Here is an 18,012-nt window from a genome sequence, read left to right as displayed (position 1 = left end):
GACAGCGAATACCTGTCCCCTCCAAGTCAATCCCTTGGCTCGCGCAAGCTGTTTGGGGGATATTCGAGGCCGACATCGCAGTAGGCTCAACTGAGCGGTGCACCGGCTTGCCAGTATAAGTGCCGTCTCAGCTCCGCGGTCCGTACCAGCATCCCAATGGGCGACGAAGTCGCATCAATAGGCTGGTGGCAGTCTCGCTTGAGCCGATAACATCGACCGTCGCATCGATAGGCGCGCACTGCTGCCCAGTTTCAAAGAGCGCCAAGCTGCGATGGAGCATTAGGGCGAGGGCGAGAGGTTCTTGAAGTGGCCACCTAGCCGAACTTCGTCCTATTGCTTGCAAAGACGCCTAAATCCGGCTTGGAGAGCGCCATACACTTGGTCTTCGCCCAAGTTGAGAGCGGGCACTGACGATGAGGTCAAGCATGTTTGATATTCCTACCCCTCGAGGCAACCGTTGGCCTCGATTGCCGTTCAACGGTGCTCCTTTAGGTGTTCTAATGATGGAGCGTATGGGAAGCGAAAATCGCCCATTCATACCTGGCGACACCGGCAACGCCAGCACATGGACTGTCCCCTCGCGCTATAAGGTGGTGCCTGGGTTGAGTGTCTCGCGGATTTTTGCGCCAGACGCCGGCGAAATGCTCTCGACCGTCGTTGAGGCCGCAAAAGAGCTTGCGCGCGAAGGCGCGCAACTAATCACCTGCCAATGCGGGTACTCGATCCAATATCAAGCGGCAGTCCGCGACGCGGTGGATGTACCCGTGTTTTTGTCGAGCCTTCTCCTCGCGCCTTTTCTCGAAAGGATGCTCCCCCGCGGTAAGGCACTCGGCATCATGGTCGCAAGCAAGTCTGTCCTTACGCCGGACATGTTGGAAGCTGCAGGTCTGCCCGCCAGCCAGGGGTACAGGGTGGCTATCGTCGGTCTCGAGGATACTCCCGCGTTTGCCGAGAGCTGGATTAGGAGCGTAGGTAGGCTGGATGTCAAAGCCGTCGAGAAGGATGTGGTGGATACCGCCGTAGCTCTCGTAAACGATCGGCCCGATATCGGGATGCTGCTACTGGAGTGCGGCGACTTACCCCCTTACGCCGCCTCAGTCCAGAGGGCGACCGGCCTTCCAGTTTTCGACTACACATCGATGGTCGAGTTCTTCATTGGCGGGTTGGTACGTAAGCCGTTTACGGGACTGATATAGGGGCACGGCTCAGAAAAGCGGCTGAGGCCGGACGCCTCGGCGGCCGGCCCTGCAGCAGCGGCATCCGCACGTCCAGCTCAGCCGCCGCACGATCCAGTGGGACCAGCCACGACCGAGGGGCGAGGAGAGGGCGCGACAGTCACAAAGAGCTTTTCAGGCCGACGCCGATTCGGTTGATTCAGAGTAGTCGGCCTCCAACCTTAGTTCTCGGAGCGGTCGCACCAGCTTGATCGATTCCTTGTAAAGCTCATGCGCCTTGTTCTGTCTCGTTGTCGAACTCGCCATACTCTACGAGATCAATTTCGTTTCCGATCTCGTCTTTCTTGGGGTTGCGAGCAATCTCAATGCTGCCTGCATGCGGGATTCGTTCTCAGAAATGACAGTCACTAGATCATCTGTTCGATTTGGGACTTATCCCTCTTATTGTCATTCGGCATGCAAAATTGGCTCTGACTCATTTCTGATGAAGTTCGCCGGCGACTGTGGTTCTTCAACGGAGAATCGGCGCCATGCGGACGGGCTTTCGAATTTCATCGCTAGTACCGAGTGGTTTGGTGTTTGATGGCGTAAGTGATTCAGAGGATTCGGTTATTCTGGCTGTTCGGTCAGAGGCTGCGGAGGCCCAGTGCCCTTTGTGCGCGACAGCATCGCGCCGAATCCATAGCCGTTACATCCGGCACGTGGCCGATTTGCCATCAGCGGGCGGAAAGGTGCGCCTCCGATTGCTCACGCGGCGCTTCAAATGTGAGGTGCCGCATTGCCGCCGGCGGATCTTCGCAGAGCGGTTCGGAGAAGACATCGTCTCGCTTCGACGGCGCCGGACGGCACGGCTGGAATACATCGTCCATCACTTGGGGTTGGCGCTCGGCGGACGGCCGGCGGCAAGCTTCGCCAAGCGGCTCATGCTGCCTGTCAGCAACGATACCTTGCTACGGGTGGTCCGCCGGCGGACGGCGATGCCGACAGATCCATTGCTTGTTGTGGGCATCGATGACTGGGCGTTCCGGAGAAACCATCGATACGGCACGATCGTGTGCGATTTGGAGCGTCGGCGGATCGTTACCCTGCTGCCCGACAGGGAAACTGCGACCATTCGGGCGTGGCTATCGAAGCACCCAACGATCAACATCGTGTCGCGAGATCGCGGTGGTGGATACGGCGAGGCAGCAGCCAAGGCGCTGCCGAACGCCATCCAAGTCGCGGACCGCTGGCATCTGATGGAAAATGCGAGCGCGGCCTTCCTTGATGCGGTGCGCCGCTCGATGAACAGAATCCGAACCGCAATCGGAGCGACGACGATCAACCCGGAATTGCTGACCTGTGCGGAAAAGCTGCGCTATCAGGGCTATCTGCGGCGTCAGGACAGCCATGCCGTAATTACGGCTCTCGTCAGCGACGGCGTGCCACTCAAAGAGATCGTCCGCCGCACAGGACATAGTCGCAATCTGGTTCGCCAAATTAGCCGCGGCGGCGGTACGGATATGTTCCGCACCCGTCAAAGCACCCTGGACGGACATCTGCCGTTCCTGGACGCGCAGTGGTCAGTCGGCTGTCGCAACGGTGCCGAGCTCTGGCGCCGCTTGAGGGGACAAGGCTTCAAGGGATCGCTGCGCGTGGTGGCGGAATGGGCGACGCGACGGCGGCGTGCCGAGACTATCAGCCATCAACAATTGCAGAAGGTCCCCGCCGCCAGGACGATAGCACAGCTGATGACGACGAAGCGCGACCACCTAACCAGGGCCGAGACCGTCACGCTTGCGGTCATCGAACAAAACGTCCCTATGCTGGCCGATGCGCAAGCTCTCGTTGGCCGCTTCCACGCGATGATCCGAAAGAAGGCCGAGATGGAGCTCGAACCTTGGATTGATGAATCCAGGCGGAGCCTCATTGCCTCGTTCGCGAATGGAATCGCCAACGATAAGGGCGCGGTGCACGCCGCTATTACGCAACCCTGGTCCAATGGCCAAGTGGAAGCTCAGATCACCAAGCTCAAGCTGGTCAAACGGCAGATGTACGGGCGCGCTAGGCTCGATCTACTTCAAGCCAGGCTGATTGGCGCGCCATAAAAACAATCACGATCATCGAATATGCGTCTGAGCCAAATTTGCAAGCCGATTGACACCTTGCAGATCAAATAGCCGTTTGTCTGATTGGAGCTGAGCTGGACGGATGAGCGTGCGCCGGTGCCGGACCGGTGGAAGGCACAAAACTTCTCTGTGAGCTGCTGCCGGTTTGATGGACACCGAGATAAGCTAATCCCACCTTGTGCTCGAACTCAACCGGGCTGAAGCCGATGGTCGAGTGCCTGCGGATCGTGTTGTAAAATCGTTCGATGTAGTCGAACACATCGGCTTGTACCTCGTCTCTGGTCCTGTAGGTATTGCCTTCCGTCCTTTCGGTCTTGAGCGAGGAGAAGAAGCTCTCCATCGCCGCGTTGTCCCAGACATTGCCGGAACGGCTCATGCTACACTTAATGCCGCGGTCGGCCAACGATGGAACTGCTCGCTGGTGTACTGGGCGGATTCAAACGGTCGTCGCAACACCGATTGTTTTCACTCATGACAGCAATTCGTCAAGCGCTTCTGCCGGCGTTTTCCAGCCCAGCGTCTTTCTCGGTCGGGCATTGAGGGCCGCTGCCACAGCGGCTATCTCGTCGGCGCTGTGGATGCTCAGGTCTGTGCCTTTCGGGACGTACTGTCGCAGCAACCCGTTGGTGTTTTCGTTAGTCCCGCGCTGCCAAGGGCTCTGCGGGTCGCAGAAGTAAACCTGGATGCCCGCATCGATCTTGAGGCGGTCGTGCTGAGCCATTTCGGCTCCTTGATCCCAAGTCAGCGAGCGACGTAGTTCTTCGGGCAAAGTGACGATCGTGCGCGAGATCGCGTCGCGCACGGCTTCCGCCCCGTGTCCCGCGAGCGCTGGTCCGTTCTTCTTGCGCGGAGCTTCGCCATGCCCCGCCAACCGGGGAAGGTGCAATAGCATTGTGAAGCGCGTCGTCCGCTCGACCAATGTGCCGCTCGCCGAGCTGCCAAGACCGAGGATAAGATCTCCCTCCCAATGTCCCGGCACTGCTCGATCGGCTGCTTCAGCGGGTCGCTCGCGGATCATGATCTCCGGCGAGACAAAGCCCTTGCCCCGTCTGCGTACGCGTCCCCTGGGCACGCGCAACACGCGCCCGGTTCGTAAGCAGGCCGTCAGCTCGCTGCGCAGTACACCGCGGGCCTGAACGAAGAGAGCCTGATAGATGGCTTCGTGGCTGATGCGCATCGTCTTGTCGTCCGGGAAGTCGATCAGCAAGCGTCGGGCAATCTGCTCAGGGCTCCATGCCTTCGCCCATCGTCGATCTCTTCGCCGGCCATGCCGGCGGCCGTTCCACCGAACGGAGGGGCCGGGAATACAAGCTCCGCTCGGGGCTACGACGCCGCCGGCTAGTCTCTCCTCCACATAACTGCGCAAGGCTTCGTTGAGCGCAAGCTTGGTCGGTTTGGGCCGGCGGGCAGATCGGTCTGCATGCCATTGGGCAGTTGTTGCCCGATACTCCAACCCGCCGCCGCGGGTGGCCGCGTTCCTACGCAGTTCACGGGAGACTGTCGAAGCAGCTCGCCCCAAGCGGCGCCCGATCTCCTGTATGGAATGGCCCTGCACCTTTAAAAGGGCGATGTCCTCGCGTTCAGCCAACGAAAGGTAGCGCCCGGAGAGAGGTTTGGCCGAAGATCTGAACATCGCTGGTGGCATGCCGCCCGCCCTCCGGAATAATCTGCTTCCGACAGGTTGCGATAATCCAGCCTCAAGCGCAGCATCTTCGCTGCTCTGCCCTATGGCAATCGCCCTCCAAAATCTATTCTGTTTGTCGCGTCCTGCAACAGACGGCCGGCCTGGCGATGGCAATGGCGCCCGTCCTGACCGCGCCGATCGCCGATTTACAACCCTCATCGCAACCTCCAACGTCATGGTGTTGCGACGACCGTTTGAATCCGCCCTGACTGCCATCGGTCGGAGTGGTGCAACAGTGCGTCGGGCTTGCTGCGTCGCCAGAGGGCCATCAGTAGGGCATCGGTCACCAAGTGAGCTGTCATGGCGGCGCTCATCGACCAACCCACCACCCGGCGTGAGAACAGGTCGATCACTGCTGCGACGTAGAGCCAGCCCTCGGCCGTCCAGAGATATGTAAAGTCGGCGATCCACTTCTGTTCGGCCGCTCGGCAATGAACTGCCGGTCAAGGAGGTTCGCCGGCACGGCCTCGAGCTGTCGATCGCCGCTATCCTTCGGCAAGCGCGGGCGTCGCGGCCGCACCCGCAAGCCTTGCAGGCGCATCAGTCGTTCGATTGGTGGAGGCCACAGTCCGCCCCATGGGCAAGCAGATCACGCCACACCCGGCGCGCACCATAGGTGCGGTCGCTCGCCATGAAGCTTGCCTTCACCTTGACGCCGAGCTCTTCGTCGCTGCGGGATCTGGCGCTGGGCGAACGATTCAGCCAGGCATGGAAGCCCGACCGCGACACCCCCAGCGCATCGCATAGCCATGCCACCGGCCAGATCGCCCGGTGCTTCGCGATGAAGACGAACTTCATGTCGCTTCCTTCGCGAAGAAGGCTGCGGCCTTCCTAAGAAACAGCCAATTGGGCGCCCGGGTCCACTTGCAGGACGAAGCCGAGTGACTTGGCACGTCGCCTCAGATTGGCGACGATACGGCCGCGATATTGTTCCTCGTAGTGATCAGCACCCGGATCCCTGTAGGTCATGCCGTGCCGGAGCGTATTGTAGAACAGAACTGCTATTTTGCGAGCGGTCGCCGTCACCGCCTTTGCCTTGCCGGCGCGCAAAGCCAGCCGTCGATAAAATGCGCCAAGCGCCCTATCGCTCCGCCCGACCGTCGTCGCTGCAAGCCGCAGGAGTGCCGCTGCCCGACTGGACTGATCGTCGCGTGCGCGAAGATAGTACCTTGCCACCGGAGATCTTGTTACCTGGCGCGAGGCAGAGCCAGGAGGTGAAATGCTTGGCGGTCGGCCAAGCCTTCAGATCCGTGCCGCACTCGCCTATGAGCTTCAACGCGAGTGATGGACCCAATCCATGGGTCTCTGTCAGATCAGCGCCGAGGACGCCGTATAGCGCGGTCCTGACGTCGAACGACGGTGTGTTAACCTGCTTGGTCTTTACCCGCGGCCTGGAGAGCTTGCCGATTGGCTTGGCTCCTTTGTCAGTCAGCGCCGTGATCAAGGATTCCAGCTTGCGGTCACAATCGAGCATTGGGCTGGTAGGTGTCGTAAAGCTCCAGCGACTGGGTCAGTGCGAAGACATGTTCGTCCCGATCGTTGCCTACCAATGCGGCGCGGATGGTCTCGATGGAGGAATGGCAGCGCACGTCACGGTAGGTCGCCAACACGTCAGGAGTCCGCTCGCCTGCGACAATAGCTCGGATAATCCGCATCCCGGTCGCGCCCGTGATGTCGGAGACGACGTGATGAAGTTGCAGTTTCATCTCCATCAGGGCCTTCTGCATGTGCTGGATATGAGCGGCTGCATATTCGACTAGCCGCTCTCGCTGGCGGAGATAGGCGCGTAGCGTCGCGATATCGGCATCAGGCCGGAAGCTGCCGCGCAGCAAACCGTAGGAATGAAGCTGGCGCAGCCAAGCGGCGTCACTGACATCAGTTTTGCGTCCAGGCACGTTCTTGGCGTAACGTGGGTTGACCAGAATGACGTCGAACCCCCGCTGCTCGAGAATCTCGTAGACCGGGATCCAATAGACCCCCGTGGATTCCATCGCGACACTGATCACGCCGCACGCTTTGAACCAGTCCGCCAGTTCGTGCAGGTCCTGCGTGAATGTGCCAAACGCACGCACCGGCGTGTCGGTCCACCCTGGAGCGACTGCCGGCATGTGCATTTTTGACCCAATGTCGATGGCGGCGGCTTCAACGTTGACTGGCTTTAAATCCGGGCGGCCACCGGCAGGCGTCTTCGGCATTGCAACTCCTCCGTCCAGTTATGGGGCTGGAGGGCTCGGCCTTTAACTTGGCGACCTCACGGCGCAACCGCTCGATCTCCTGCTGCTCCGGCGTCATCTGCCCGTGGCCGGGAAAAGCCTGCACCGGATCCGAGCCGAGCTCTTTCACCCATTTGCGCAGAACGTTCTCATGGACATCCAGGTCGCGCCCGGCCTGCGGTACCGAACCCGACGCCCCCTAACCAGCTTGACCGCCTCGATCTTGAACTCGCGACTGAACTTCCGTCTCTTCATCGCCCACCTCCGGCTTCATGAAACACCTTATCTCCGTGTCCATCAAACCGGCAGCAGCTCACTGAGCCACAGCAGATCATGGATACGTGCTTCGAGCACGGCAGGTTAAAGTGACCTATTCCACATTGTACTCGCCCGAGGCATGGGACTGCCGCAGCACAACGCTGGACGCATCTAAGCGCTCGACCACGCTCAGCGCTCTTCGAAAGATGGTTCTTCGTCCACTCATGTCTCACGACGAGATGACAGGCCGGAGTGATCCCGGCCTCCTTGCGGCAGTCCTGCCGACGCCTTCGTCCTTCCGCTCTTCATTCCTCAAGATCACACGTGCTATCTGCCGCGCAAATCCCACGTGATCCAGACTTGGGCGCTGGCTGATGGTTTTGCAGGCCGACCTGGGTGGCGCGCGTCGTGCCCCGACAGGCTCGCACGGCCGAACAGCAGCCGGATGGAGCGGAATTCTCTGTTTTCTAAAGAGCAGTGGAGAAACTGTGCTGCATTTTGTGCGCCGTCACGTACTTGCTCAGGCCAACCGCAGTGCGGGCTGAACAGCAGGCGCGTGCATTACGGTGAGCTCAAGCCATCGCGATCAGGAGCAAAGCGAGCGCGTCGATCGGATCAGTCGCCAATAGGCCGCACTGTACTCAGGGGCTTTTGGTGAGGCATTACTTGACGATAGCCGCCGGCTTTAGCCCGCTCAACCGGATCATCATCCCCTGTCGAGGTCCGCGATCTTGAGGAAACGAATCTTCCGATACGCGCAATCCGATGGCATCGGCCGCCCTCAACGCACTGCGGCTCTTCAGGATGGTGATTGCCTCCCGCTAGCTCAGCCCTCGTTGACACTCAGCAACCACGGCAGGTCGCCTAGCTCCGCGCATAGGTACGCACCGAATTGCGCTGTGGCCTAAGTCGCGCCGAAGAAACCGCAAGACACAGACGATCTGGTTGAGGTAGACCATGAGAGTTCATTCGCAACGAGATAAACATGCACCGTGTAGAGCGCCGGTCTGTTCTAGCCGCGGTGCAGACCATTCATTATGATCTGCCACTGCGTATTTCCTCCAGATGGAGTTGGAGTTGGGCCCGAAGAAGGACGGACAGATGGAGCGAGCTAGGTCCACGGAAGAGCTGATTATCGCGGTGCTGAAAAAACATGAGGCTGGGGCAAAGACGGCTGACCTGGCTCGCAAGCATGGAATCTCCGAAGCGACGATCTACAATTGGAAGGCCAAATTCGGCGGCATGGATGTTTTCGAGGCCAAGCGGTTAAAGGCGCGGGAAGAGGAGAACGGGAAGCTGAAGAAGCTCCTGGCCGAGCAGATGCTCGATGCGGCCGCCTTCACGAACTTCTTTCAAGAAATGGTTCGGTCCGCCGCCAGCGCGCTGCGGTCGCGCATCTGCAGGCCGTCATGAGCTGTCGGAACGGCGGGCCTGTTCGATTGTCGGCGCGCACCGAAAGATGATCCGCTACGGCTCCTGCCGCCTTCCAGACACGGCTCTGCGCGGCCAGTTGCGCGATCTCGCCAACGAGCGGCGGCGTTTCGGCTACCGCAGGCTGTTCGTCTTGCTGCGGCGGGAGGGAGAACCATCGGCGCTCAACCGGGTCTACCGGCTTTATCTCGAGGAAGGGCTCATCGTCCGCAAGCGACGAGCTCGCCGCAAGGCCGTCGCGACGCGGGACCCGATCCTAGTGGAGGCTAAGCAAGCCCAATGCACGCTGGTCGCTGGACTTCGTCCCCGATCAGTTCGCCAACGGCCGGTGCTTCCGGATTCTCAACATCGTCGACGACGTGACCAAGGAGTGTCTGGGGGCCATTCCGGAGACGTCGATCTCAGGACGGCGCGTCGCCCGCGAACTGATGGCGAACGTCGAACGATTGGTAAGCCAGGAATGATCCTGTCCGACCATGGCACCGAGTTCACCTGCAGGGCCATGCTGGCCTGGAGTAAGGACGCGGTCATCAACTGGCACTTCATTGCGCCGGGAAACCCGATGCAGTGGGTTCATCGAGAGTATCAACGACTAGATGCTCTATGAGCTGCTCAATGAGATCCTGTTCTTCGATCTCGACGACGCCCGCGCCAAGATCGCTAACTGGGTCGCCGACTACAATATCCGGCGGCTTCACTCGTCGCTGAAATACCTCACCCCTACGGTCTACGCCGCCCACCTCTCCGCAACGGACGACCGGCTACGCAACTGAGGTGGTCCCGGTTGTCTGAACAGCAACTCCGCGTCGATAAGTGCAGCTTCTGCCGAAATTAAGCTGCCACGCGGAACGGCAGCGGGTTGAAGTAAGCTTGATCCGGGGTGCCGCCGTCAATCGAGTGAGGACGCCGGCCATTGTAAAAGTCGAGGTATCGGCCGATCGGGGCGCGGGCGTCGGACATGGTGTCGTAGGCGCGCAGATAGACCTCCTCATATTTGACGCTGCGCCACAGCCGCTCGACGAACACGTTGTCGCGCCAGGCGCCCCGGCCGTCCATGCTGATGGCGATGCCGTGACTGGCGAGCACGCCGGTGAACGCCGCGCCGGTGAACTGCGAGCCCTGGTCGGTGTTGAAGATGTCCGGCTTGCCGTGGCAAGCGAGAGCATTCTCCAGCGTCTCGGCGCAGGATGCGGCTTCCATCGTGATCGAGACGCGCCACGACAGCACCCGACGGGTCGCCCAGTCGAGGACAACAGCCAGGTACACAAAGCCCCGCGCCATCGGGATATAGGTGATGTCCATCGCCCAGACCTGGTCCGCGTGATCTCCATGCCGCGCAGCAGATATGGATAGATCTTGTGTCCAGGCTCGGGCTTGGTGGTGCGCGGCCGGCGGTAGAGCGCCTCTATCCCCATCCGCTGCATCAGCGTTTTGACATGCCGGCGGCCGATCTTGCTGCCGTCGGCCGCCAGCAGGTCTCGCAACATTCGCGAACCGGCGAAAGGAAACTCCAGATGCAGCCGGTCGAGCCGTTGCATGATTGCGAGGTCGGCGGGCGGCACCGGACGTGGTAGATAATAGACACTGCCACGGCTGATCTTCAAAACTTCCGCCTGTTTCGTGATCGGCAGGTCGTGCTCACGGTCGATCATCGCTTTGCGCTCAGCAGGCCGGCTTTGCTGAGCGCGCCCTCTAAAAAACTGAGCGGGCGCTGCGCACCCCCTGTGGGATATAAACGGGTAATCGCTAGACTGCGGCCGGAAGGGAGCGGCCGATACGATTTTGGTGGCACGTGACCCCGTCAAAAAACATGGTCCATGGGCTGTTGCGCACTTGAGAGTGGTGACGCCATCTCGGCGATCCCGTTTAGGAATTTGAACGAATTGCGCAGCCCAGCCCTTCCGCCGGAGTCAGGAGGAGCTACAGATGAACCCGAAAAGATCGAAGTCGAAAGGCGGCGGTAACATGCCGATGGTGCACCCGAACGCGGCTGCCATCGACGTTGGCGCCACCATGCATATGGCGGCCGTTAGGGCAGATCGCGCACCGGAGCCAGTCCACAGTTTCGGTACCTTCACGGCCGATCTGCATCGGCTGGTCGACTGGTTTACGGAATGCGGCGTCGAGACCGTCGTCATGGAATCGACCAGCGTCTACTGGATTCCGATTTTCGAGCTTCTCGATGCCCGGGGATTTACCGTGTTCCTTGTCAACGCGCGCGATGCCAAGCACGTGCCGGGGCGTAAGACCGATGTCAGCGATGCGCAATGGTTGCAGCGACTCCATTCATTCGGGTTGCTGCGGGCCAGCTTTCAGCCCAAAGGGCAGATTGCCGAACTGCGAGCCTACGTGCGTCAACGCGAGCGTCTGCTGGAGTACGCGGCCTCACACATCCAGCATATGCAGAAGGCCTTGACGGAGATGAATCTTCAGCTCCACCACGTCGTCGCCGACATCACTGGCGCGACCGGCTTGCGTATCATACGCGCGATCCTTGCCGGCGAGCGCGATCCCGAGGCGCTGGCGTGCTTGCGCCACTACAGTTGCCACTCCAGTGCCGAGACGATTGCGAAGGCGCTCACCGGCAGCTACCGCGCCGAGCATCTGTTTGCGCTCGAGCAGGCACTTGCCCTTTACGACACCTACCACGAGAAGGCATCTGCCTGCGACGCCCGGATCGAAGTCGTGTTGAAGGAACTGAGCAACCATCGCGGTCGTGGCCATGGACCAGCACCGCGGGCCTCGCTACGTCGGAATCGGACCGATCAGGCGAACGCTCTAGCTTTCGACGTCCGCGAGGCGCTGTTCGCGTTGCTGGGAAAAGACATCACCACGATCGACGGCCTCGGTCCTTACCTCTCGCTGAAGCTGATCGCTGAATGCGGGGACGACCTCTCCTCGTGGCCAAGTGCAAAGCATTTTACCTCCTGGCTAGGACTGGCGCCGAGCAACAAGGTCTCCGGCGGCAAAAGGCTCTCGTCCCGAACGCGCCGATCCGGCGGCCGGGCGGCGGCGCTTCTGCGCCTTGCTGCCGTCACCGTCGGACGCACCGATACTGCGCTCGGCGCCTTTTACAGGCGACTTTCATCGCGCATCGGTAAGGCCAAGGCAGTGACCGCCACTGCCCGCAAGATCGCAGTTCTGTTCTACAATGCTGTGCGATACGGAATGGACTATGTCGATCCCGGGGCCTCTTCCTACGAGACGCGCTACCGGACGCGAGTGGTCAACAATTTGCATCGGCGCGCCAAGGCATTCGGCTTCGTTCTCCAGCCCTTGGAGCCGACCGTCGTGGATGCCGTTTCTTAGGAATCGTTCTCAAGCGTCAGCTCCCCGATCTTGGCGTGCAGCGCTTTCACGTCCACCGCGGGCTCGCTCATTCGGTTGCCTCCGCCAGCACCGAACACATCGGCCGCCGCTTCCTGAAGCTGGGACTTCCACTGCGTGATCTGGTTCGGGTGCACGTCGAAATGCTCAGCCAGCTGGGCCAGCGTCATCTCGCCCTTGATCGCGGCTAACGCCACCTTCGCCTTGAATGCCGGTGCGTGGTGCCGACGGGGTCGTCCTCATCGTCTCTCCTGATTCGCAGGTCAATCTTGCCCGCCGTCAGGCAGAAACTCCACTTATCGCCCTGTCCAGAATTCCGGAGCCAACTCTCGGTACAACAGGGTCCGAATGTCGAAACAAAGTGCAAGCGTTTATAGCAGGAGCGCTGGTGAAAGCGGGATGCCGGAATTGGCCGCAAGAGATGGTTTGCTTCCGCCGGGCTGCGCGCTGAGCGCTTGGGCTCGGTTCACGAACAGACCGCCAAAAACTCCGTCTCTTTCGCGGGCAACCCAGTTGCCATGGCAATCCCTGCCGACCAAGACGGTCCATGTTGTGAGGCTCCGCGGATGAGGGTCGGCGAGCTTCATTTCGTAATCCTTCCCTGTCTTTCAATGGGAATGTCCGTTAGCTAAATTTATCGAAAGAAGGTCAGTCAGCAGCATCGTTCCGGGTGCGAAGGTTGTCAGAGTTCAACGCAACATAGGCATTGGCCGCATTGAAGCTGCTAGCCGCAAGCTTGGAACAATTCGAGAGGCGTCAGCTCGGGCGTCATCTTTCGCTTTCAGCAATCGGCATGCCACGAGCCTTCAAGTATGCCCCGCCTCGTTTGACGAGAAACGCGCGCCATCGTTATGCGATCCGCGCCGCTTTTTCTCGTCTAGGAGCCCAGCGAGAAAGCCAGGGCCGGACGCAGCGTCAGGTTGCTTGCACTTGAGCGAGCGGACGAGGCGGTCAAGGAGGATGCCCAGTCCGGTTGACTCCCCGCGCCGCCACTTTGGCCGCTCTGTTTGGGGCGTTAAGCGCTTTAGTCCTAGACATCCGACTCCCCCGTTCGATTTTTGTGCCAATTGATGACGTGCTAAGGAGCATTGGCAATGGATGCTACTAGCCGACCTGACACTCTTCTCGGGTTTGTCGGAGCCGCGACACAAGCTTGTGTCGCCAATGGCTCACTCGTGCATTGCCAATAAGCAACCGAAAGCAATCACGCTCTCTTTTCTTCAGCTTGGGTCAGCCAAGTTGGCACGACTTTTGATGTCTCTTTGCGAGGAGCGGCAATTCGCATCACGAGTCGGCGCGGCGCGCTGCATCCGAAGACTCATCAACTCGTGGAGGAGAAGATGCAAGTTACTAAGAAGCGGTCTTTTGGAAGCTTTTCCGATCTAGCAGAGTTCTATCCAGAGTTCCCACCCTATTCACGACGAATCCTTCAGATGCTTTTTGATCAAGTAAAGCATCTAACGAACAGCCCAATCTTCGGGGATATCGGCGCGGGTACAGGCCTAATCACCTATGCCTTGGCTGATATGGGACTTTCCGGCTATGCGGTCGAACCTGATAGTCAGATGGTTGCGGTGGGGCAGAGGCTCGGTCCAACGTATCCAGCCGTATCTTGGGTTAATGCGCCTGGAGAATGCACCGGCCTGGCCGAGGCTTCGCTAGACTGGGTTTGTTACAGCATGTCGTTCCACTTGACGAATTCGAGCGAAGCGCTTCGTGAAAGCATGCGAATCTTACGGCCTCGCGGGTTCTTCACAATCGCGACCGTCTTTGCAGATCTTGAGACTGATCCTTTTCAACTCGAGATCGAAAATCGGATACGCGACATGGCACCGGCTTTGCGACGGGCGCTCACTCCACTCATCGGTCAGATGGGAACTTACGAGGCGCTCCTCAATCAATATCCCGGTCTGGGGAACTGCATTTCTCTTGCGACGACCGAAGCCGTATCAATGAGCGAAGAGCGGTATCTCAACTATTGGCGTGGGAGACATGATATCCCGAGTCAAGTCTCCTCAGAGATTTGGAATTCCATACTACAAATGATCGCGGAAACGTTCCGAAAATGGCAGCCGGCCAGCCTACGATTTCGCTCTAGGGCATGGCATGCTCAGCGCGGGTAAGCTGGATTGTACGTTTAGGATAGATCTGTGAGCGCCGCGTGAAGCAGGGGAAGTAATTTATGGTCCCGTTCTAAGATCATGAACGGGATTGGTATCACGACCAAATTCAACTATCGCGAGATGCGAACCGACGACAAAGTCTATCAATCTCTTCCTGATAACCGTCGCGACATCGTGATAACGTGAGTATGGTGCAGCAGACCATCGAGGATCGGGGTGGCGACCACAGGGTCGGCGAGAGGTCGAGCCAGACCCGCCGATGCGGCGGTTGCTGGTAGGCTGGATCACGTCTCGGCAGCTAACAAGCTGGAAGAATTGATGCGCGGCATTAGGCTCAACCGCCAGATATCAGAACTCGTCGATGATGCTTTAGCTTGGCAGAGCCGCCAGACGCTTCTCGGGCCCAGCCCCGCTGTGATTTCTGCGCAAATGACTGTGGTCGTTGAACTACCACAGAATGCCTAGCCAGGATCCATTCGCGCAAGCGCAACCGCCAGCTTCGTCTTGCCAACGCCGAAGCAGCAGCACGCTATTGCCATTGGCAATCCAGCGTATGCTGGCAAGCTCGCGTTTCTGGAATCTCACGACGGCTGAGCCGAGAGCCGAGGCCGACAGGTCGCGAACTTAGTTTGAGCGTCATTTCACCACTATTCTTGCGGCGATTTCGCGTTCACACCGTATCACCGGGTCTCGCGTAGGCTCAGCTCTTGCCGAGCATCATTGATCATCCAGCTGCTCGCGGCTCCGCGCTAGGGCCGCAAATGCTTGGGATCGACGACGCGGGCGCGTTGACCGGCGCAGATCGGACAGATGGCCATAGTATGGATCGCATGGTGGATGCGCAGCATCCCTTCGGCCATCGTCGCTCGCACCATCTCGCCGTTCAGTCGACAACGGCACCCAGTAAGCGCCAGGCTGGCCCAATAGACCCGCTCGCGCCGAGCAGCGCTCGATCGCCTGTCAAATGCTGATACATGCCATTAAATGCAAAATGCACCGTTACTTACTAAAGTAGGTAGTGTCTGGAGCCATTGTTGAAGATGTAGCTTTAATCAGTAACTCCCCGCCGGGTTACGGCGGAACTCTTCATGATAGGGTGCAGCAATGCCAGCCGCGGGTAATGCGTTCCACGTCGCTCGATCTCTCCAAGTACATGACGATGCCGCCGAAAAGAATGGCATCAAGCTGCTCATAGGATTCGATTTTCACGAGTATGTCTCGATTGCACGGGCAACTCCAACGAAGGGGCCGACGTTTCCGAATTTTCGGCCAGATCGCTCGCCAATTAAGGAAGGCGAGGGATATTGGATCATAGGCGTAGACAAAAATAACAACGTTGCTGGGTTAGAAGCGGCTCGACTGTATGACCTTTCGCACACCAACTTTGCAGAACATCTTCAATCCCTGAAGGCGTTCTATGCCGACCCTGCCATACATGCACACCCTGAGGATCGTTGTATTTGCACAGCGCCTAGCGCGAAGAAGATGACAGGAAAAGTGGCCTACCACGGCGATCTTTGGGTACGCAGAGATTTTAGAGGAAAGGGCGTGCGCAAGATCCTAACAGGACTAACCCACGCCGTGTCTTTTGCCATGTGGGCTCCTGACTTTTTATGCGCGATTGTAGAGCGCTGGACACTGGATAAGAACGTCGACGACATGATGCATCATGAACCAGGCGGGGCGATTCTACGGCTGGTGGAAGATGACATTGTGGAGGACAACTGGCTCTCTTGGGAAACTGGCGAGGAGTTGAGGAGCTGGTTTGATCGTTGCAGTCGAACCGACTTATCTTTAGCCACATCATTTTCGTCCACATGATTGTTCGTAGCGGTACTCAAAGCTTGCTGCGAAAGCGGTATTCGGAGCCGCTGTCCGGCATCTCAGGATAGTTGTCTCTTCTCGATTCGCTGGTACCGAGACTCCCGCAGGTTTGGCACATACCTTAATCCATCGGAAGCGGAGCGCTGTAGCCGCGTTTGTCCTAGATCTACCAGTTACTCGGCCAAACGACGAGTACATTCAGCGACATGGATCAGGTCTCCCGCCGCTGCTAGCTGGCCGCTTTTACCAAAAAGCTACGAAAACGGACCCGGCGATCATGTGGTTGGGGAGCGTCCTTGCAATTGTCTAGCCGGAGCAGCCATTGTAGATTGAATGTGCGTGATCTCCACGCAACCAGGGAGTGCGCCGCCAGCGATGTCCGCCCGAATCCACCGCGGTTCGAGCCTTGTCCTCAGCTAGCACTACAGTTGCAATTTTTGGAGGGTTCTGAATCTATGGGCGACCATGATTCGGGATTTGATGATTGGTGGAGCGTCGGTCGAAGATACGCTGACGCTGTAGGCTTCTTTGTTGCGAGAAGCCAAGCAACGGATTCGTCCGCTGTTTACGCAGGATCGGGTCGCGATCTCGGCTGGGCAGTTTCTCGATGGACTGTTGGGCAACGAGCCGCGCAAGACGGGTTGGATGAGAGCGGAGGCGGCCGGCGATCAAGGCCCGTGGCGCCAGCAGGCGATCCTTGGCCGGTGACGATGGGATGCCGACGCGCTACGCGACATCGTACGAGAGTACGCGCTGGAAACGCTTTCCGATGAAGACGCGGTTCTGGTGATCGACGAGACCGGCTTTTTGAAGCAGGGCAAGGCATCGTGCGGGGTGGCACGTCAGTACACTGGCTCGGCAGGCAAAATCACCAATTGCCAGATTGGTGTATTCGCTTGCTATGTGTCGCGGCATGGCCATGCCTTCATCGACCGTGCGCTCTACCTGCCAAAGCAATGGACGGACGACCGCGTTCGCCTGAAGGCAGCGCATGTACCGCGCGATGTGGGCTTTGCGACGAAGCCTAAAATCGCGCGTCGCATGATCGCTGGCGCAATCGCCGCAAAGGTGCCGTTCTCGTTCGTTGCGGCGGACAGCGTGTATGGCACGCGAGAGATTGAAACTCTGCTGCGCAACGCGTGCAAAGGCTATGTTCTGGGTGTTGCGTCCAATCACGTGTTCTATTCCTGGGGCAAGGAGCAGCCCGTCGCCGGCACCACCGCGGTAATCGCGCAGGGCCTTCCCAAGCAGGCCTGGCGCCGCCTGTCGTCTGGCGACGGGACCAAAGGTCCGCGCTGGCACGACTGGGCCTACGTCGAACTGGCCGATCTCGACGAATACAATGACGACCTTGCCAGGGAATGGACGCGAGGTCTTCTGGTTCGCCGCAACATTGCCGACGGCAGCTTGGCGTTTTTACTTCCACATGGTGCCCCAAGGGCACGTCCATCCAAAAGCTGGTGTTAGTGAAGGCCATCAGTGGGCCATCGAGGACAGCTTCGAAACGACCAAGAACGAACTCGGTCTTGATCACAACGAAACCCGTTCCTGGCATGGCTGGCATCGCCATGTCTCACTCGTCATGCTTGCCTTCGCTATAATGGCCGTCATCCGCTCTCGAGCCAACACTGTGCCCAAAAAAACGCGATCGCGACCTCGACTGAAGCATCGTTCTTGATCCGCTGGTCGATCTATGAAATCACGCGCATCGCAATAAAGCTTGCCCAGCGGCGCATCTCGCACGCACACTTACTCGCTTGGTCGTCCTGGCGCAGGGCTCATCAAGCCAACGCGCGCAGAGCCCATCTCAAGAAAAAATTGCAACTGTAATGCTAGGAGCGCAGACGCGTCTTATCCACGAACGTGACG

General features: G+C 59.1%; 9 protein-coding genes and 7 pseudogenes. 7 read left to right on the top strand and 9 right to left on the bottom strand.

Going from position 1 to position 18,012, the window contains the following annotated elements:
* Positions 1-500 precede the first annotated feature (500 nt).
* Positions 501-1,196, top strand: coding sequence for an AroM family protein (locus LRP30_RS32130; protein WP_249757387.1), 696 nt, complete (start codon positions 501-503; stop codon positions 1,194-1,196).
* Positions 1,197-1,705: 509 nt separating this feature from the next.
* Positions 1,706-3,262 (top strand): ISL3 family transposase, encoded by a 1,557-nt coding sequence (locus LRP30_RS32125; protein WP_249757386.1) that lies wholly within the window; start codon positions 1,706-1,708, stop codon positions 3,260-3,262.
* Positions 3,263-3,446: 184 nt separating this feature from the next.
* Here LRP30_RS32125 and LRP30_RS32120 read toward each other — a convergent pair.
* The 7 genes and pseudogenes from LRP30_RS32120 to LRP30_RS32090 all read right to left on the bottom strand — a co-directional run.
* Positions 3,447-3,721: pseudogene (locus LRP30_RS32120) on the bottom strand (IS3 family transposase); the annotation flags it as partial.
* A gap of 31 nt (positions 3,722-3,752) precedes the next feature.
* Positions 3,753-5,126 (bottom strand): IS30 family transposase, encoded by a 1,374-nt coding sequence (locus LRP30_RS32115; RefSeq protein WP_249757385.1) that lies wholly within the window; start codon positions 5,124-5,126, stop codon positions 3,753-3,755.
* A gap of 56 nt (positions 5,127-5,182) precedes the next feature.
* Positions 5,183-5,798 (bottom strand): annotated as a pseudogene (locus tag LRP30_RS32110) (IS3 family transposase); the annotation flags it as partial.
* Positions 5,799-6,017, bottom strand: coding sequence for a hypothetical protein (locus LRP30_RS32105; protein ID WP_249757384.1), 219 nt, complete (start codon positions 6,015-6,017; stop codon positions 5,799-5,801).
* 31 nt (positions 6,018-6,048) lie between these two features.
* Positions 6,049-6,441 carry an IS110 family transposase gene (locus tag LRP30_RS32100; protein WP_249757383.1) on the bottom strand — a complete coding sequence of 131 codons (393 nt, stop codon included), beginning with the start codon at positions 6,439-6,441 and terminating at the stop codon, positions 6,049-6,051.
* Positions 6,428-7,162 (bottom strand): IS110 family transposase, encoded by a 735-nt coding sequence (locus LRP30_RS32095; protein WP_249757382.1) that lies wholly within the window; start codon positions 7,160-7,162, stop codon positions 6,428-6,430. The genes LRP30_RS32100 and LRP30_RS32095 overlap by 14 nt, the downstream gene beginning before the upstream one ends.
* A gap of 34 nt (positions 7,163-7,196) precedes the next feature.
* Positions 7,197-7,435: pseudogene (locus tag LRP30_RS32090) on the bottom strand (transposase); the annotation flags it as partial.
* A 1,104-nt stretch (positions 7,436-8,539) separates the two neighbouring features.
* Here LRP30_RS32090 and LRP30_RS32085 point away from each other — a divergent pair.
* Positions 8,540-9,621: pseudogene (locus tag LRP30_RS32085) on the top strand (IS3 family transposase); the annotation flags it as partial.
* Positions 9,622-9,700: 79 nt separating this feature from the next.
* Here LRP30_RS32085 and LRP30_RS32080 read toward each other — a convergent pair.
* Positions 9,701-10,569, bottom strand: a pseudogene (locus LRP30_RS32080) (IS3 family transposase); the annotation flags it as partial.
* A 226-nt stretch (positions 10,570-10,795) separates the two neighbouring features.
* Between LRP30_RS32080 and LRP30_RS32075 the strand changes: the two are divergent.
* Entirely contained in the window at positions 10,796-12,178 is a 1,383-nt protein-coding gene (locus tag LRP30_RS32075) for an IS110 family transposase (protein WP_249757381.1), read from the top strand.
* Positions 12,179-12,180: 2 nt separating this feature from the next.
* Here the strand turns inward: LRP30_RS32075 and LRP30_RS32070 are convergent.
* A pseudogene (locus LRP30_RS32070) lies at positions 12,181-12,393 on the bottom strand (transposase); the annotation flags it as partial.
* Between the two features lie 1,143 nt (positions 12,394-13,536).
* Here LRP30_RS32070 and LRP30_RS32065 point away from each other — a divergent pair.
* The 3 genes and pseudogenes from LRP30_RS32065 to LRP30_RS32055 all read left to right on the top strand — a co-directional run bounded on the left by LRP30_RS32065 (position 13,537) and on the right by LRP30_RS32055 (position 17,821).
* The gene (locus tag LRP30_RS32065) at positions 13,537-14,319 is read left to right on the top strand and encodes a methyltransferase domain-containing protein (protein WP_249757380.1); all 783 of its coding nucleotides are present in this window, start codon (positions 13,537-13,539) and stop codon (positions 14,317-14,319) included.
* Positions 14,320-15,423: 1,104 nt separating this feature from the next.
* Positions 15,424-16,140: a hypothetical protein gene (locus tag LRP30_RS32060; RefSeq protein WP_249757379.1), complete on the top strand. Its 717-nt coding sequence runs from the start codon at positions 15,424-15,426 to the stop codon at positions 16,138-16,140.
* Between the two features lie 531 nt (positions 16,141-16,671).
* Positions 16,672-17,821: pseudogene (locus LRP30_RS32055) on the top strand (IS701 family transposase).
* Positions 17,822-18,012 lie beyond the last annotated feature (191 nt).

This window comes from Bradyrhizobium sp. C-145 (assembly GCF_023375135.1).
Classification (GTDB): domain Bacteria; phylum Pseudomonadota; class Alphaproteobacteria; order Rhizobiales; family Xanthobacteraceae; genus Bradyrhizobium; species Bradyrhizobium zhanjiangense.
This window is presented reverse-complemented; position numbering and strand designations above follow the sequence as displayed.

Coding starts and splice junctions, on each gene's coding strand:
- LRP30_RS32130 (WP_249757387.1), top strand. CDS start 501: ATGATGGAGCGTATGGGAAGCGAAAATCGCCCATTCATACCTGGCGAC.
- LRP30_RS32095 (WP_249757382.1), bottom strand. CDS start 7,162: ATGCCGAAGACGCCTGCCGGTGGCCGCCCGGATTTAAAGCCAGTCAAC.
- LRP30_RS32115 (WP_249757385.1), bottom strand. CDS start 5,126: ATGAGGGTTGTAAATCGGCGATCGGCGCGGTCAGGACGGGCGCCATTG.
- LRP30_RS32075 (WP_249757381.1), top strand. CDS start 10,796: ATGAACCCGAAAAGATCGAAGTCGAAAGGCGGCGGTAACATGCCGATG.
- LRP30_RS32060 (WP_249757379.1), top strand. CDS start 15,424: ATGCCAGCCGCGGGTAATGCGTTCCACGTCGCTCGATCTCTCCAAGTA.
- LRP30_RS32125 (WP_249757386.1), top strand. CDS start 1,706: ATGCGGACGGGCTTTCGAATTTCATCGCTAGTACCGAGTGGTTTGGTG.
- LRP30_RS32065 (WP_249757380.1), top strand. CDS start 13,537: ATGCAAGTTACTAAGAAGCGGTCTTTTGGAAGCTTTTCCGATCTAGCA.
- LRP30_RS32100 (WP_249757383.1), bottom strand. CDS start 6,441: ATGCTCGATTGTGACCGCAAGCTGGAATCCTTGATCACGGCGCTGACT.